General features: G+C 52.3%; 13 protein-coding genes and 1 tRNA gene. 5 read left to right on the forward strand and 9 right to left on the reverse strand.

The features are described from left to right. Positions 1-3: 3 nt before the first annotated feature. Together ABD949_RS26805 and ABD949_RS26810 are read left to right on the forward strand one after the other, a co-directional pair. The gene (locus tag ABD949_RS26805; RefSeq protein ID WP_345248892.1) at positions 4-975 is read left to right on the forward strand and encodes a YheT family hydrolase; all 972 of its coding nucleotides are present in this window, start codon (positions 4-6) and stop codon (positions 973-975) included. A gap of 67 nt (positions 976-1042) precedes the next feature. Next, the gene (locus tag ABD949_RS26810; protein WP_345248894.1) at positions 1043-1990 is read left to right on the forward strand and encodes a D-2-hydroxyacid dehydrogenase; all 948 of its coding nucleotides are present in this window, start codon (positions 1043-1045) and stop codon (positions 1988-1990) included. A 54-nt stretch (positions 1991-2044) separates the two neighbouring features. Here the strand turns inward: ABD949_RS26810 and ABD949_RS26815 are convergent, their stop codons facing one another. The 7 genes from ABD949_RS26815 to ABD949_RS26845 form a co-directional block, all read right to left on the reverse strand. Continuing rightward, positions 2045-2923: a MerR family transcriptional regulator gene (locus ABD949_RS26815; RefSeq protein WP_345248895.1), complete on the reverse strand. Its 879-nt coding sequence runs from the start codon at positions 2921-2923 to the stop codon at positions 2045-2047. A 186-nt stretch (positions 2924-3109) separates the two neighbouring features. Beyond that, positions 3110-3775, reverse strand: coding sequence for a carotenoid biosynthesis protein (locus ABD949_RS26820; RefSeq protein ID WP_345248897.1), 666 nt, complete (start codon positions 3773-3775; stop codon positions 3110-3112). A gap of 81 nt (positions 3776-3856) precedes the next feature. Continuing rightward, positions 3857-3932 (reverse strand) — tRNA-His (locus ABD949_RS26825). A gap of 99 nt (positions 3933-4031) precedes the next feature. Next, complete coding sequence (locus tag ABD949_RS26830; protein ID WP_345248899.1) at positions 4032-4646, reverse strand: superoxide dismutase; 615 nt, start codon at positions 4644-4646, stop codon at positions 4032-4034. 77 nt (positions 4647-4723) lie between these two features. After that, positions 4724-5173: a nucleoside deaminase gene (locus tag ABD949_RS26835; protein WP_345248901.1), complete on the reverse strand. Its 450-nt coding sequence runs from the start codon at positions 5171-5173 to the stop codon at positions 4724-4726. Between the two features lie 80 nt (positions 5174-5253). Then, a complete protein-coding gene (locus tag ABD949_RS26840; protein WP_345248903.1) occupies positions 5254-9417 on the reverse strand; it encodes an Ig-like domain-containing protein in 4164 nt (1387 codons plus the stop codon). A 144-nt stretch (positions 9418-9561) separates the two neighbouring features. Beyond that, the gene (locus tag ABD949_RS26845) at positions 9562-12645 is read right to left on the reverse strand and encodes a serine hydrolase domain-containing protein (protein WP_345248905.1); all 3084 of its coding nucleotides are present in this window, start codon (positions 12643-12645) and stop codon (positions 9562-9564) included. 274 nt (positions 12646-12919) lie between these two features. Between ABD949_RS26845 and ABD949_RS26850 the strand changes: the two genes are divergently transcribed. Continuing rightward, positions 12920-13549: a DUF2490 domain-containing protein gene (locus ABD949_RS26850; protein ID WP_345248907.1), complete on the forward strand. Its 630-nt coding sequence runs from the start codon at positions 12920-12922 to the stop codon at positions 13547-13549. Continuing rightward, positions 13546-14040 carry a rhodanese-like domain-containing protein gene (locus ABD949_RS26855; protein WP_345248910.1) on the forward strand — a complete coding sequence of 165 codons (495 nt, stop codon included), beginning with the start codon at positions 13546-13548 and terminating at the stop codon, positions 14038-14040. Before ABD949_RS26850 ends, ABD949_RS26855 begins: the two co-directional genes overlap by 4 nt. 21 nt (positions 14041-14061) lie before the next feature. Here ABD949_RS26855 and ABD949_RS26860 read toward each other — a convergent pair whose 3' ends face one another. Together ABD949_RS26860 and ABD949_RS26865 are read right to left on the reverse strand one after the other, a co-directional pair. After that, positions 14062-14301: a hypothetical protein gene (locus ABD949_RS26860; protein ID WP_345248912.1), complete on the reverse strand. Its 240-nt coding sequence runs from the start codon at positions 14299-14301 to the stop codon at positions 14062-14064. Positions 14302-14431: 130 nt separating this feature from the next. After that, on the reverse strand, positions 14432-15229 hold the full coding sequence (locus tag ABD949_RS26865) for a T9SS type A sorting domain-containing protein (protein ID WP_345248914.1): 798 nt from the start codon (positions 15227-15229) through the stop codon (positions 14432-14434). Positions 15230-15417: 188 nt separating this feature from the next. Here ABD949_RS26865 and ABD949_RS26870 point away from each other — a divergent pair, with 188 nt between their 5' ends. Further along, on the forward strand, positions 15418-17376 hold the full coding sequence (locus tag ABD949_RS26870; RefSeq protein ID WP_345248916.1) for a sensor histidine kinase: 1959 nt from the start codon (positions 15418-15420) through the stop codon (positions 17374-17376). Positions 17377-17493: the final 117 nt, after the last annotated feature.

Raw genomic sequence — 17493 nt, forward strand, 5'->3', positions numbered from 1 at the left:
TGAATGCCAATCGTTCAAAAGTCGGCTTATCCGGGTGCGCCCGCATATCTATACAACGGACATTTGCAAACGATCTTTCCCAGTATATTCCGCAACGTGCCGGATGTTGGTTATGAGCGCGAGCGACTGGTGCTGGCAGACGGTGATTTCGTTGACCTCGACTGGATTAAGTGTGGCCAGCGAAAACTGGTGGTACTCACCCACGGTCTGGAGGGCGACAGCCGGCGGCAATACATGCTGGGTATGGCAACGTTGTTTGCCGGGCATGGCTGGGATGTACTGGCCTGGAACTGCCGCTCGTGCAGCGGGGAAATGAATAAATCGTTCCGGCTCTACAATCACGGCGAAATTGATGACATTGGCGAAGTAATCCAGCACGCACTGCGGACCAGGTCCTACGACACGGTAGTACTCGTGGGGTTTAGCATGGGCGGCAATATTACACTAAAATACCTGGGTGTACATGGCCGGGCGATACCGGACGTAATTCGTCGGGCGGTAGCGATTTCAGCCCCGGCGGATCTGCTGGCCAGCGCCTGTCGGCTCGATCAGCCTTCGAACCGGCTTTACCGGTATCGGTTCATGAAAAAACTTGTTCGTAAACTCCGGCAAAAAGCTGACCTGTTTCCGGGGACCCTCGATATGCAGAAATTAAAAGAGGTAACGGTTTGGCGTGATTTCGACAATTTTTTTTCGGCTCCGGTCAATGGGTACCGTGATGCCGATGATTTTTACACCCAAGCATCCGCCGTCAATTATATGCCGGGGATTATTGTTCCAACGCTGGTGCTGAACGCACAAAATGACCCTATTTTATCACCGGAATGTTCGCCCGCCTGGCTGGCCGGAAAACACCCGCACATTTACCTCGAAACACCACGTTCGGGTGGTCATGTAGGGTTTGTGGTGGCGCGTGATCCGCATACCTACGCCGAGCGCCGGACGTTGTCGTTTGCTACCGACCCGTTGGATTAGTTTGATTACTGGGGGAAGTTTGCGAGTTTCGGATACGAAAATCTGTAAACCTTACTCGCTCTGCTGTATGCATATTGTTGTACTCGACGGCTATACCCTCAATCCGGGTGACTTGGATTGGTCTCCGCTTGAATCATTGGGCACGGTTGCTATTCATGATCGTACAGCAGCGGATCAGGTGCTGGACCGGGCCAGAGACGCTACGGTGCTGCTGGTTAATAAGCTCGTGTTAAACCGGCAGACCCTGGAGCAACTCCCTTCTCTGCAATACATTGGAGTTACCGCTACCGGCTACAATAACGTCGACGTTCAAGCCGCGCGGGAGCGGGATATCACCGTTACCAATGTAAAAGGATACGGGTCTGATTCGGTGGCCCAGATGACCTTTGCCTTATTGCTCGAATTAACGCAGCATGTTGGCTTGCATAACGAGAGTGTGCGAGCCGGCGACTGGGCGGCTATCGATGATTTCTGCTACTGGAAACGACCCCTGGTAGAATTGGCGGGTAAGACACTGGGCATTGTGGGTTACGGCGATATCGGGCAGAAGGTAGCCGAGATTGGCCGGGCTTTCGGGATGCAGCTTATTGTGAACCGTCGGCAACCTAGCTCTGGGGATGGTATCCGCTATGTCGATCTGCCAACCCTCTTTGCCGAGAGTGATGTTGTAACGCTGCATTGCCCCATGACCGACGAGAACAAAGGCTTTGTAAATCGGGAGTTGCTGCACCGGATGAAGCCCTCTGCCTTTTTGCTTAATACCAGTCGGGGAGGACTAATCACCGAAGCGGACCTCACCGAAGCGCTGAACGAGGGCCGTCTGGCGGGAGCCGGGCTGGATGTGTTATCGGTAGAGCCGCCTAAAACAGGTAATCCATTATTGGGGGCCAGAAATGTCCTGATTACCCCACACATTGCCTGGGCTACCCTCGAAGCGCGGCAGCGGCTCTTGACCATGGCTATTGATAACCTGCGCACCTACAAAGAGGGATACCCCCAAAATGTAGTAAGCTGAATAGAAAAAGGCCTCCCATCGCCGGGAGGCCTTTTTAGTGTGCATTAGTTTGGATCAATAACTAGCGATTCGGATCAGATCCTCAATGTTATTGACAATGGTGCCGTTTTCCGGCATATTAATATCCTGGCCAACTACCTGATAGCCGGTAAACAGCAGATGTGAATCCGGGAAGTGCCTGGCCATCTGCTCTACATAGGGCTGAACCTCGTGGTTCGACGGAACCGAGGTAATGGCCGTAAAAAGATAGTCTGGCTTATGTACGTTAAAAGCAAAGACCAGTTCGTTAAAGGGCAGGCTCTGACCCAGGTATATGACCTTGTTATAGCGGGCCCGGATGATGTAGTTGGCAAACAGCAGACTGATTTCGTGCAGCTCGCCTTCGGGCAGAAACAGCATATATGTTTTGCCATCAGGCCGCTGTTTGCTCACCTGACCGTCTATCGCCACAATAATCTTCTGCCGGATCAGATTCGTAATAAAATGCTCCTGCGCCGGACCGATTGACCCTGTTACCCATAGTGTGCCAATGCGGCTCAGGAACGGGTAGATGATGTGGATCATCGTGTTTTCGAAGCCGAACTGAAGGATATTGGTGCTGATAATTTTATCGAATCGCTCCTCGTCGAGGTCGATCATAGAGATCGTCAGCGCGTGGATCTGATCCGGGTAGTTGAGTTGTTTATCCGAGATTTTAATAACCTCATGGTACATCTCCTCCACCGACATCTTCGAGATTTCGGAAATCTTGTAGCCATGCTCTTTTAGCAGGGAGATATTTAACACCAGTTTCAGGTCCCGGTCATCGTAGGTACGGATATTAGTGTCGGTGCGCTTGGGGGTAATTATATTATACCGTTGTTCCCAGATGCGGAGTGTGTGTGCCTTAATCCCTGAAAGCTGCTCTAAATCCTTTATTGAGTAATTACTCATGGAGCTTACAAATTACGGGTGTCAACGCGTGTTTCATTACAGTTATATAAGTTACAGAGTAACCAAAATATTAGCATTTAAATGCACACAAGACCTCTTTAGAGGATTACACGCAAGCCATTAAATAAATTACGAGATTGTCAACGTAGATAATTTATCCTATAAACCTTAAAAATAGCAGTTTGTTTAACGACTTTGCAACAAAAAGATGAGATTATGACCAACAAAGAAGACAAACTGTAGCAGCAGCAGCAAAGCGGCCAGTTTATTTTTCTTTTGAAAAGGTAACCCGTACCAAACCGCCAGCAACGCCAGCGAGACGAACCACCAGCCTAAGTAGTTGCGGAGCGGAACAGGCTGGCCAAACCAGGTCCAGAAATCGAGCCGGATAGCAACGGGCTCGATAAAAATGTCCAGCCCGACCATCAGGGTAGCGGCTGCGATGGCTTTCATATAAACTGGAAACGGCAACCGGTCACAAACGGTACCGCAACAATACGAAAGCGTTAGCCAGTTGAGGCCAATTACGGGTGGCACCGCCCAAAGGTGGTAACCTAGCCCGGAACCATAGGCATACTGCCCGAAAATATAGCCGGTATGTACACCCAGCACCTCCACAAAAAAGCCGGTCAGTACCGCTAACCCTGCGTAAAACAGAAAAGAAGGACGCCAGTCGGTATGGTATAGCAGCAGCAAGGCCAGCGAAGCCGCCAGGTTAACAGGAATCAGCGGACGAAAAAACGGTTCAAGGGCGGGAAGTTGTAAGCCAACGATGCCTGCCAGATAGGCCAATGTCAGCACAGTGGCAATCACAGGGTAATAGCGATCGGCAGAGGCAACGGTGGATGTCATGTCAGAGCAAAAACTGAAAAGGACCGCGAAAGGTTAGCACCATAGCCAATAAAAAAGTCCCGAAGCTTCGGGACTTTTATCGGGTGAAAGATGGGGCTCGAACCCACGACCTCCTGAACCACAATCAGGCGCTCTAACCGACTGAGCTACGATCACCATTTATGGGGGCAAAGATAATGAATAATGGATAATGAAGCATGAAAGTGGGACAAAAAATTCACGATTTTCATTGGCCATTATCCATTATGCACTCCATTTAAGACGCTTTTGCCTGCTGGAAGCGCTGTTCGGCTGCGTTCCAGTCAACTACGTTCCAGAAGGCGCCAATGTACTCGGGCCGGCGGTTCTGGTACTTCAAATAATAGGCGTGCTCCCAAACATCCAGACCAATAATAGGGAAACCCTTTTGCTCGGCTACATCCATCAGCGGGTTATCCTGGTTCGGCGTGGAGGCTACGGCCAGTTCGCCTTCCGACGTAACAATAAGCCAGGCCCAGCCGGAACCAAAGCGGGTTGTAGCCGCCTTAGTGAATTCTTCTTTGAAGGCATCGTACGAGCCAAACTTCTGGTTTATGGCTTCGGCCAGCGAACCGGTCGGTGTACCCCCACCGTTGGGCGAGAGAATAGTCCAGAACATTGAGTGGTTATAGTGCCCACCACCATTATTGCGTACCGCTGCCGGGTACTGACTGATATTGGCCAGCAGGTCTTCAATTGATTTGTTTTCCAGATCGGTACCACCCACTGCATTATTCAGGTTGGTCACATACGCGTTGTGGTGCTTGCCATGGTGGATTTCCATCGTCTGCTTGTCGATGTTAGGCTCAAGAGCGTCGCTGGGGTAGGGTAGCGGTTCTAATACGAATGCCATTGTGTGAGAAGATTTAAGTTGTACTGTGAAATCAACTAAGTGAGGATTTGTCAGTTCGGTAACACGCACATGTTTAATTATGTTCTTAACCGATGAAAAAAGTTTGTTAACAGCGTCTGGCTTTCTTCCGCCAGTATACCGGTTGTCAGTCTTGTTTTGGGGTGCAAAAGCGGAGTCGTTATCCGGCTGAATCCACGCTTTGGGTCGGGGGCACCGATGACAATCCGGCTGATTTGCGACCAGAATAACGCCCCAGCACACATCACACAGGGTTCCAGCGTCACGTACAGGGTGCAGTCGGTCAAGTATTTGCCGCCGAGGTATTGGGTCGCGGCCGTGATCGACAGCATTTCGGCATGAGCCGTAACGTCATTTAGCTGCTCGGTCTGATTGTAGGCTTTGGCAATGATCCGGTTCCGGCAGGTAATAACAGCACCCACCGGTATTTCGCCGGCGTCAAACGCCTTTTGAGCCTGGCGCAGGGCTTCGGCCATAAAATACTCATCCGAAAACAGAGCGGGTGTCATACTTCGTCTTCACTGTTATGCAAAAAGCACCGTAGCAGGCATTATATCTGGCTACGGTGCTTAGCTGGTCGGGTAATGAATTACTGCTTCAATACCCGGCGTAACGTATGTTTGTCTCCAACCTGAATTTTCAGAATGTATACTCCTGGCGGTAGCTGATTAACATCCAGCGCTGTCCGCCGGGTGCGGGTCGTTCGTTGGAGCGCCGGCCAGCCGCGGAGGTCTGTCAAGGTCAGTTGAGCCGGTTCCTGCTGCAACGGGGCAGCAAACTCGACCGTTAGTTCGGCGTTGGCAGGAACCGGGAATACGGTTATGCCTGCTGAGAACGGATCGTCTTCGACGCTTAGCAGTGGAAGCACCGTAACGGCCGCTGTGCCGGAGACCGTTCCCGTACCGCAGTTGTTAGATACGGATACTAACTGGTACGTTGTGTTCTGCAGGGGCCTTACTTCCAGAATGTGGGGATTGGCGTTGGTGGTCACAGTTTGTGTACTGGTGTTGTCAGAATAGGAGAAGGTCCAGGGGCCTGTTCCAGTTAAAGCCACACTCAGCCGGCCTGTGCTTCCCTCGTATATATCCTGAGTGCCGGTGAGGGTAGCGGTGGGTAATGGCTGAACAGTGATTACCGTAGGACTGTTACTTCCCAGCACCGGAATGGTCGGGTTGGTGGCTATGACCCGCACAAAATATCGTCCGCCGGTCAGATTGGCCGGCAGGTTGGCAGTAATAGGGCTCCCCGCTGATCCGGTCGATATATCAACATAGTTTTTGGTAGTAGTATCGGCCACCTGTACCCTAAAAACACTACCCTGGTTAAATTCTCCGGTGGTGGTAAACGGAACGGTTATGCTAGTGCCGACACACTGAGTAGTGGCCGTTAAGGCTCCGGTCGTAATCGTCGGGATACGCACCGTAACGGTAGCCGTTGCCGGGTTGCCCGGTAAACCATTGCCGCAGGCGTTCCGTACACTAATAACCTGATATAAGGTAGTTTGCGCGGGTGTTACGGTGATATTCTGGATCGTATCGCTGACTGTTCCGCTGATACCGTCGGACAAGGTATACGAAAAAGGCGGGACACTGGTAAACCGGAGTTGCAATGTGGCCGGTTGCCCCAGATTGATCGTTGGACTGCCAATAAGTGACAATGTCGGCGTAGGGTTCACAATAAGCGTTATACTGGTTCTGGTGCTGGCACAGCCATTGGCACCGATCTGGTAGACGAAGAAGGTTTCTCCGCCGGGCCGGGTGGCGTTCAGGGTAAACGGAGTAGGGGCATTTTGGGTAACGGCTCCGTAAGGGTCAATCCAGCGCAGGTTAGTGCCATTGGCAACTAGGGGTGTAGCATTATCGTTACGGCAGTAGGTAACTACCGGATTGGGCACCGTCGGGGCCGGTGTGGTTTGAATGGTAACTGTAATGGTGGCTTTGGGGCTTTCGCAGTTGTTTACCGTTTGGGTTACCTGAAAATTGAGGGTACCGACGTTGTCAACCGGGGGCGTAGGCGCACTCTGAAACGGGTTGCCATCGGAATTGTACCAGCGCAGGTTCTGACCATTGGCCGTAAGCGGACCTACGTTCTGATTCGGCTGATCGGGTACAGTGAGGCAGTATGTAAGCGGAGTTACGCCAGGTGCCGCCGGAATGGCATTGACGGTGACAACCAGCGGAGCTTTCCCACTTTCACAACCATTAACCGTCTGCGTTACCAGGTACGTTTGCGGGCCAGCCGTGCCGGTCGACGGCGTTACGCCAGGTCCCAGGAGTATACCGGCATTATCATACCACCTAAGTGAAGCTCCGGCGGCTGTTAGGGGCTGGGACGGCGCATTCTGGCAGTAGCTGACCGGGTTTGTAACAGGCTGAGCGGGGGTGGCAATCACCTGAACCGATAAAGAGGCCCTTGGGCTTTCGCAGCCGTTCAGCGTTTGCGAAACGAAGTAGGTTGTGTTTGTTACAGTAGCAGTAGCAGGCACCGGAGCTGTTGCCGAACCGATACCGCCGTTAATACCCGTATACCAAAGCAGCGTGCCCCCGCCGGCTGCCGTTACCGATGCTGGTAGGGAGGGTGCTGGTGTATTCTGGCAGAACGCTATTGGAGTGGTTGCAGGCACCGCAGGCGTAGGCTGGATGATTACCTGGATCGGCGCTCTGGGGCTTTCGCATACGTTAACGGTCTGGCTGACGTAATAGGTAAAGTTGCCGGGTGTTGAGGTAGCAGGTGTTGTTGACGAAGAGGAGGCTGTTCCGCCAGTAGCATTGGTGCCGTACCAGTTGAGGATTCCGCCGGCGCTGGCCGTGGCCGATAAGGGGGTTGCTGTTGCTCTCTGACAGTAGGACACAGAAGCAACTGCCGTTGGGGCTGGCGGTACCGAAACGACGGAAACAGGGAAGGTAGCGCGGGGGCCTTCGCAGCCGTTGACGGTCTGACTCACGTAATAATTAGTAGTGCCGGTGGTAGAGGTAGGCGGATTGGGGGCCGATGGCAAGACTGTTGCACCAGTAGGAGTCGTGTACCAGTTGAGAGTGCCATCGGCAGCAGCCGTTGCGGTAAGTGACTGGCCGGGGCTGTTCTGGCAGAGGGTTACTGCCTGAACGCCTGGCAATCCCGGTGTAGGTCTGATCGTAATGGACAAGGCGCTACGGGTGCTTTCACAGCCGTTGACGGTTTGTGAGACAAAGTACACAACCGAACCGGGAGTGGCATTGGAGACAACTGGAGTGACTGGTAGGGGGGACCCACCCGTTGGGGCAGAGTACCAATTGAGGGTAGCCCCGCTGGTAGCCGTAACCGAAGCGGTAAGTGCGGGTACTGGCGTATTCTGGCAAACTTGAAGAGCCACCACCAGCGGAGCAGCCGGAGCCGGTACAATAATAACGCTAATTGAAGCGCGAGGACTCTCACAGCCATTAACCGTCTGGCTGACATAGTAGGTGAACGTGCCGGACGTTGAGGTATTAGGAAATGTTGGGGAAACGGTGGCCGTTCCGCCAGTGGCGTTGGTGCCATACCAGTTAAGGGTTCCGCCGGCACTGGCGGTAGCCGATAAGGCGGAAGCCGGCGCGTTCTGGCAGTAAGACAGGGAAGCGGCCACCGTTGGCGTGGGAGGCACAGAAACAACCGATACCGTTAGCGTAGCACGAGGGCTTTCGCAACCGTTGATGGTCTGGCTAACATAATAATTACTTATTCCGGTAGCGCTGGTTGGCGGACTCGGTGGGGCTGTCAGAGGAGCCCCACCGGTCGGGGTGGTATACCAGTTTAAGGTCCCCCCAGCCAAAGCAGTAGCCCGTAAAGGCTCACCAGGACTATTCTGGCATAACGATACGGATTGGACAACAGGCTGGGCGGGAGTCGGTTTTACAGTAACGAATAAGGTTGCCCGTTCACTTTCGCAGCCATTAATGGTTTGCGATACGTAATAGATAGATGTGCCGTCTACTGCGCTGGATAGAATGGGAGTCGTTGGATATTGGCTGCCGCCGGTTCGTTGATTGTACCATTTAAGGGTAGCCCCGCTGGTGGCAGAGACAGATGTTGTTAGGGAAGGAACGGGTGCGTTCTGGCAAAATTCAATGGCTTCAACCAGGGGAGCTGCCGGAGCGGCAGTAATGGTAACTGCGATGGAAGCACGGGGGCTTTCGCAGCCGCCGACGGTCTGGCTGACGTAATAGGTAGTGGTTCCGGGAGTAGCCGATGAAGGTATGGGAGCAACGGAAGAAGGAGTACCGTCGGTAGCATTGGTGCCGTACCAGTTGAGGGTTCCGCCGGCCGAGGGCGTAGCCGTCAATGCACTAATGGTTACACCCTGGCAATAGGTTACCGAGGTCATTGGCGTGGGGGCAGTTGGCACGGAGTTGACAACTAAAGCGGCTTGGGTACCATTCACAACCGGAGTGCTGGAAACAACCCGAATGCGGTAGCCGGAGCCCGGTGCTGTGCTGGCAGGGATGGTAGCCGGAATGACCCCGGTCGTACCCGTAGCCGACACCGGTCCACCAATAACGGTGGGGGTTGCCGGGAAGGTGCCGGTCGGGCCAGATAGCTGTACACTGAACTGGTTGCCCACACCAAAGGCTCCTGACGTTGAAAATGGTACAGAAAGGCTGGTTGCAGTCCCTGAACAGACGCTGGTGACTGAGAGTGTTCCGGTGGTGATGGACTGCGCCAAGCCGTTGGCTGCCAATCCTATATATAGAAAAGAAAAGAAGACAAAGAAGCAGTACGTATAACGTTTTGCCATGGTGTGAATGGTTGACGATAAGGGCATAAATATAACGGTATTTATACAAATCCTTGAACAAACGGAGTAAGCGGCCCTTCTGCCAAAAACAGAAAGGGGCTGTCGGCAAAACCGACAGCCCCTTTCTGTTAATCAGGTAATTGCTTATTCGCTTATAGAACTGTAGATAATATCGTGAATCTTCTTACGGAGCGCCGTTGAGTTGATGCTATTGTTGGCCGCTGTCGGGTGAATCCGGTTCGACAGGAAAACAAATACCAGGTCTTCGTCCGGGTCGGCCCAGATTACGTTACCGGTAAAGCCGGTATGGCCGAAAGAGCGGGGTGAGGCCTGGCTGGACAGATAACTGCTGCTGTGGCCAGGGTTAGGTTTATCCCAACCCAGCGCCCGGTGGCTGCGGGTACTCAGGGTTTGAGTAAAGTAGGGTACCGTTGGACTCTGTAAAAACCGCTGGCCGCCATAAATACCTTTCTGAAGGTTCATCTGGACCAGTTGTGCTATTTCCTGAGCACTGCCAAACAGGCCGGCATGGCCCGAAACACCACCCTGAACAGCCGCCATCTGGTCGTGTACAGTACCAACCAGCAACGTGTTCCGGAAATAAGTGTCTTTTTCGGTTGGTGCAATTTTAGGATTAGCCAGCTTTAGCAGGGGGGTAAAACAAACCCGTTTCAGCCCCATAGGCTGGTAGAGTTCTTTCTCCACAAACTGGTCCAGTGGCTTACCACTTACCCGTTCTACTAATTTCTGTAGGGTCAGGAAGCCCAGATCACTATAAATGTAAACCGGCTTACCGTCGCTGCCAACCTGCCGGGCCAACGGCGATTTGATAACCCATTTCCAAACCGAGTCTTTCAGCGCGGGAGTAGCCCATAGCGTAGTGGCAACCTGTAACGTATGGGCGCTGTCAGGTTTCAAACTATAATATTCCGGCTTGAGTCCACCTCCGGGGGCGCGGGTCCGGTCCCAAAGCGAGGGGTAGTAGGAGATCAGGCCGGCCTGGTGCAGCAGCACATCATAAACAGTCATGTTCTGTTTGTTAGAGCCGCGCAGTTCCGGAAGGTAGAAAGAGACCTTCTGGTTCAGATCAATGGCCTTCCGGTCGTACAGTATCATCACGGCCTGAAGAGTAGCCATTACTTTGGTAACCGACGCTAAATCGTACAACGTTTCGTCGGTGACTTTATCGTTGCTGTTAAACGTTAGCGAACCGAAATTTTTGTTATAAACGATCTTTCCCTGGCGTGCCACAATGATCTGCGAGCCCGGTACCACCCGGTTGGCAATGGCTACCCGCATTACTTCATCAATCCGGTTCAGCGCAGCGGTCTTCATGCCGACGGTTTCCGGAGCACCCAGCGACAACCGTCCGGTAGCGTCGTAAACATAACCGTGGGTTTCCTTCCAGCCCCCCGTCGATACCGGCATGAAGCCACGTGCACTCAGAGCCCCGAACAGCACTTGCGGAACGGTTTGCTGCATTTCGGTATAATCTTCGTAAGCACACACCAGCGCATCGGCATTCGAAAACTGGTTGAGACTGTAAGGCGATCCAAATACGTTAACCACCACTTTTTTGCCTTGCTGCTTCAGCCGAGACACCAGATCCAGCGATGCTTTGGTGATACCATACCGCCGGTAGGCCGACTGGCTCATCCGGTGGAAGCTCAGCACGACCACGTTGGCATCGCCTACCTGAGCCAGAATATCGTTCACATCAGCGTCTGAGTTTATCTTTTCTGCGTAGGCAATGTGGTGGAAAGGCGCGTAGAAGTCGAGCGTCTTCTGAAATTTATTACCCAGACCAGCTCCAATAGCTACCGACGCTAGTTTTAGCGTATCCAGCCGGCTCAACGGCAGGAGTTTTTTATTGTTAGTGACAACCGTAACCGCCTGCGCACTTAACTCCAGCTTCAGCGCTTCGGCTTCTTCTGAGTTAAGCTCTTTATCCAGGTTAGACAGGCTGATGGGCGCGTATTCGTTCAGCCCTGACCAGTACTTTGCCCGAAGAATCTTCTTGACTTTTTCGTCGATGAGTTCCTGCGAAATCTGGCCCTGCTGTACAGCTTCCAGAATGGCTTTAGCGGCTTCCTTTACGTTTTCCGGATACAGCAGAATATCGTTGCCGGCCATCAGCGCCTTCATGTTTACGTCTACGGATCGGCGCGACCGGTTTACACCACCCATGTTCAGGGCATCGGTGAAGACCAGCCCACGGAAACCTAGCTCTTTTTTCAGTAGGTCAGTTACTACCTTTTCCGAAAGTGTTGCCGCCAGGGCGGGCGTGTTATCCACTACCGGTACGTACAGATGACCGGTAACGACGCCCATCAGGCTATCGGCAATCAGCTTACGGAACGGAAACAGATCAATGTCGCGTAGCTGCTCCGACGACCGGCTGATGGTCGGCAGGGTATGGTGCGAATCCGCATTGGTATCACCGTGGCCAGGGAAATGCTTGGCCGTAGCAATGATTCGGTTGGCCTGTAAGCCCCGCATATACGCCGAGGCTTTGATGGCTACATTTTCTTTTGATTCCCCAAAAGACCGGATACCGATGACCGGATTAGCCGGATTGCTGTTGATGTCGGAAACCGGGGCAAAGTTGATGTGAACGCCCAGGCGCTCGCACTGCCGGCCGATTTCAAGACCCATCCGGTAAATAATTTCGTTGTCCCGAATGGCCCCCAGCGTCATTTGCTTGGGGAAGTCCATGGCGCTGTCGAGCCGCATACCCAAACCCCACTCGCCATCGATCCCAATCAGCAGTGGAACTTTTGCTTTGGACTGATACCGGTTGGTAAGCACGGCCTGCCGGTAGGGACCACCCTGGAAGAAAATCAGACCGCCGATGTGGTAATCTCTAACGAGTGTCTCGATGTACTGATAGTGGTTTTCGTCCCGGTTTGAGAACGTAGCGACCATAAAGAACTGCCCGATCTTCTGCTCCGGCGTCATTGATTGAAAAACGCTGTCTACCCACTGCTGCCCCGAGGCTTCCAGTGAAAGTACATCCAACGGTTTGTTCGGTGCATAAGCATGCACCGGTGCCATAGACGCCGACTTCCGGGACAAGAAGTCAGCGGAAAATAATCGGTTAAGCAGTCCCATCGACAGTCCGCTCCCGCCGGGCTTTGTAAGACCGGGTAGTACTAGACCGAAAGCTGTCAACAAACCCACTGCCGACAGGCAGATCACCAACTTCAACGAGACAACTTTGCTCTTCATGGTTCTTAATCAGTCACTAGATGTGCATTACAAGCTAACGGTATATTAGGGCAAGCCTAAAATTAGCCAAAGCACCCGTTAACTCATAACAAATATTAGAATTGTCCACTTGTTTAACGATATTTTAACAGTAAAAAATACCTAAAATGTTCATTTTTGTTATTGAAAATCCTTTCGATTTAGTTTGCGTACTATTTATTGCATTTTTCTATCGCTGGTTCTTCTTCTTGGCTGCAACACGGAGGGAAACGCACAGCATTATCGGCATACTGCTATGTGGCTGCGAGTGGCTCCGTCGTGGACGGTGAATGAGCATATCGTGGTATCAGGAGACCTGCATTACCGGCGGCAAAGTGTGCCTGGCCATTTATTTAATCCGGTATACGCTCCTTTGACAAATGCAGGCCGGTTAGGTTTAACCTATCGGACCGGGAACTGGTCTCTGCAGGCAAATCCGCTGATGTGGTTCCAGTCTTATCCGGCGCTGGGTACAATGGCCGATTTCAACCGGTCCGTAAATAAAGAGTTTCGGATGAGTGCATTGCTGGAGTGGAATCACCCAATCAGCCAGCATACCGACCTGCGCATCCGGGGCGGCTATGAATACCGGATGTTTACCAACGGAACCACTGCGGGTCGCACCCGTTTTCGGGTACTAACGCGTCATGAACTGTCGGAAAAGTCATATTTCTATGTCTGGAACGAAACCTTGCTCGCCGGACCGCCGAACTGGAACCGCCTGCGGGTGTTCGAAATTAACCGGACCGCCCTTAACCTGGGCTACAATATATCCGAACATGTTTCCTGCGAAGGTGGTTATCAATTCTCACACCGCCGGCGTAAATCGCTCGTTGAATTCGATGAGGAACATGCGCTACTAATCACCGTATTTCTACGTATATGAAGGCGCTGATCTTGATGACTTTAGTGGGATTAAGTATGGCGGCAAACGGACAGACTACGAGCAGTGCCTATAAGGTGATGCTGGAAACACTCTATAAAAAGTCGGTGCCGCTGATTACGGTGGAGGAATTGAGGCAGAAGTCAGGCGTAATCCTGCTGGATACCCGCAGCCGGAATGAATATATGGTGAGTCACTTGCCGGGAGCCCGCTGGGTCGGTTACGACGATTTTGACCTTCAGCGGCTGGCTAGTATACCTAAGTCAGCAGAAATTGTTCTGTATTGCTCCGTTGGAGTCCGTAGTGAACGGGTAGGAGAGAAGTTGCAGGCTGCTGGTTATACGAACGTGAAGAACCTGTACGGCAGCTTATTTGAGTGGGTTAATCAGGGTAATCCTGTAGTAGATAAGCGGGGGCAGCCTACCCGGCGGGTACATGCCTATTCAAGGCTCTGGAGCGTTTGGCTTAACCGGGGTGACAAAGTATACGATTGACCAGACAACCTCCGCCGTTGATTAATCGATGTAACGACGGAAGCTGTCAATCGTTCCTGCAAGTAGCCCAAATACGGTCAACTGGCACTTAACCTCGCGGGCTATACGCCATACCGTTGTTTGCGAAGAATGAGTAGCCGGTGCGGTGGCCACCTTGCTGTTTAATTGCTTGCGAGCGGCAAACAGATTAGTCGGTTTGCCCATACCAGAGGCCTGCAACGTACCCAGGGCCATCATCAGAATCAAGACTTGCGTTTTCATCTCTGTTTCTCTTTTACTTTACAACACAAAGATATAGGTTTTGTTTGGTATTATGCAATACATAGTACCTTGTTTCTGAGAAAATTTTTTGAGCGGGACCAGCGAACTGATTTACCGGTCCCGCCAATGGTTATGGAATGACAATGCGTTTGACGGCACCGTCCTCGTTTTGCGTTACGGTAATGAAGTAAGCGCCTTTAGCATTCTTGCCTAAATCCATTTGCCCGACGAATTCACCGGAGAAGTCCTTTACCTCTTTACGGGCAACTTCTTTACCTTTTGGATTGGTAATACTGATGGTAATGTCACCTTTTGCAGGTGCCACAAAGCGAACGTTCAGGAGGTTGCGGTCGGGATTATTCGGATAGGCATCCAGGCTTCGCACCGTAGAGGCTTTTGTACCAAAACTACCGTTGCGTGACCAGGTTTCAAATGGTTCGGCCAAACGGTACTCAAAATTACGCGGCAGGTTCAACTCCATCCGGTTAAGCCGGTTAGCCAGCGAATCAAAGTTCATGCGAAAATCGAACTGTCCATTACCGTCGTTGTGGAAGTAGAACCGGCGTTCGTTGGGCCGATTAGGGCGAAGCGCATAAGCGTCTGGCCGACGGCTTCTGACCCGCAACTCACCGTTACCTTCTTCAATAATGATGGTAAGCTGACTGTTGTTCTTGTCTTTCCGGACGGCCTGAACGGAATCGACCAGGCGTTTAACCAGCGCATCGCGTTTCTCATCGGTCATGCCGGTCAGCGGATAGGTACGGTCAATCTCGTTAACGCGGTTGCCGTTACGCTCGATGATCTTTACGCGAAGCTGGTCATTGCCAGTCTTCCCTTTCGCTTGTTGAGCCACGGCCAGTCCGCTAATGCTGCCGGACAGGAGCACTGCGAGTGCGAACCGTCGGAGAGTTGTGTTTGTTCTTTTCATACAGACTAACAAAGGGTAAATAGGCGTTGCAAACCTACAAATTGATTAATTGTGCGTTTGTTAAAGAATGTTACAGGCCTGTTAAAGTTTGTTAAATAGACCCGGTCGGGCAGGTCGCTTCGTACTTTTACAGGAACCTGGTCAAAAGATGCCCGAAGTCATTAAGAAGTTGCATTGATGAGTAAAAAATGTCAAAGAAGCGTATCAGTTGGATAGTGGCGTTGATGGCCGTGGGGCTGCTGGGTTTGGTTGGATTCCAACTATACTGGATCAGTAATGCGTTTCGGTTACAGCAGGAGCAGTTCGACTACAAAGTAACCGATGCGCTGCAGGAGGTAGTGCGTACGCTGGAACGACAGGAAATTTTATACCTGACCCGGCAGCGCATTCAGGCTCGCGAGCATCAGCAGCGATTAATGGCCATCGGCAAAAAAGAAGATCAAAAGGAAATAAAGAAAGAGCCTTCCATCAACAAGAAGGAGGAGCGGGTGGTCTATCAGGCTCCCCGGCGCGACCGCTGGAAGGGGCAGCCTTCCTACCCGGAACCTGGCCGGTTGATGCCTGGGGGTATGGTGCCGCCCTCTGATGTGTTGCATCAGACCGTACAGCCGCTGACCGCCGAGCAAATGATGATTGTGGAGCAGTTTTTCCGACAGCAGGAAGAGCTGATGGCTACCGGCAACTGGCAGGCGCAACTGGAGCAGCAGCAGCGGTTTGAAGAATGGATTGACCAGATTGTAATTAGCCAGTTGCAGATGCTCAACAGCCAGGTTGGGGGCCATATGCCAATCGATGCCGATACGGCCGGTGAGGCTGTTTCTTACCGCACCTCCAAACCTGTTCGCCGGCCAAAACCGGCCAGGCCTGTAAAGCCAGCACAGTCCGATGAGGTAGTTGCTCCGGCAAAACCGGCAACAGTTCCCGTGGCTTCAGCCGGGCAGAGAAAAACCGAGGAGCAGTCGCAAATGATTAAAGATGTACTGAAGGGCCTGCTGCTGTCGGATCGGCCCATTGAAGAGCGACTCAACCGGATGACACTGGACACACTGCTCAAGCAGGCACTCCAGGAGCGGGGTATTGGTATTCCGTACGCCTATGCTGTTCGCACCAAAAATACGCCGTCGCCCGCCATGTTCCTGTTTACCTCTATGGGTGCCGAGCCGGATCAGTTTGAGCAGCGGGGTTATAAGACGGCATTATTCCCAAACAACCTGCTCGAAACTGGTAATTACGTCTATATCTACTTCCCGACGCAGCAGCAGTATATACTCGACCGCATGGGATTTGCCTTTGCCGGTTCGGCCGTACTGATTCTGGTGATCATGGCCTGCTTTTACATCGCCATTACGACGATTCTGCGACAGAAGAAGCTGGCCGACATCAAAAATGACTTTATCAACAACATGACCCATGAGTTCAAGACGCCCATCTCCACCATATCGCTGGCCGTCGAACTTGCCCAGGAGCAGTTGAACCAGCCTGGTGCGACCCAGCCGGGTGAGATCCGGCCGGATGCGGCACAGCCTGCACCGGAGCCTTCTCGTTTGTTGCGGTATATGGGTATCATCCGGGATGAAAACCGCCGACTTGGGTCACATGTGGAGAAGGTGTTGCAGATGGCTTTGCTCGACCGGGGGCAGGTGAAACTCAAGCTGGCTCAGGTAAACATTCACGATGTCATTGAAAAAGTCTTAAACAACGCCGGTCTGCAGATTGAGCAGCGACAAGGCGAAGTAGAACTGGATTTTGAGGCTCAGCACGAGGTAGTCGAAGCCGATGAGGTGCATCTGACCAACATCATCTATAACCTGCTGGACAATGCCATCAAGTATTCGCCTGAGCAGTTACACATCACTATCCGGACCCGGAGTCTGGCCGAAGGGGTAAGTATTACCGTAGCGGATAAAGGAATCGGGCTGACCAAAGAGCAAATGAGTCGTATCTTTGAGCAGTTTTATCGCGTGCCTACCGGTAATTTACACGACGTAAAAGGTTTTGGCCTTGGCTTGAGTTATGTGAAGCGGATGGTGGACGAGCATCACGGCCAGATTCAGGTTGAAAGCTGGCCAGGACAGGGCAGTTCGTTTGAGGTATTGTTGCCTTATTTACAGGCCCACGTCCAGTCGGACAGCCGTGATAGCGGCTAATAACAGCCGGAAGCAGTTATAGGGTCAGATTGGCGCCTGCTTTTAGCCGCGACAGCGGCTGGTCTGGCCGGAGGCAGAACCGTACATTTAACTACCGAAGGCTGAATCCTACATACA

Source organism: Nibrella saemangeumensis (assembly GCF_039541915.1).
In the GTDB taxonomy this organism is placed as follows: domain Bacteria; phylum Bacteroidota; class Bacteroidia; order Cytophagales; family Spirosomataceae; genus Nibrella; species Nibrella saemangeumensis.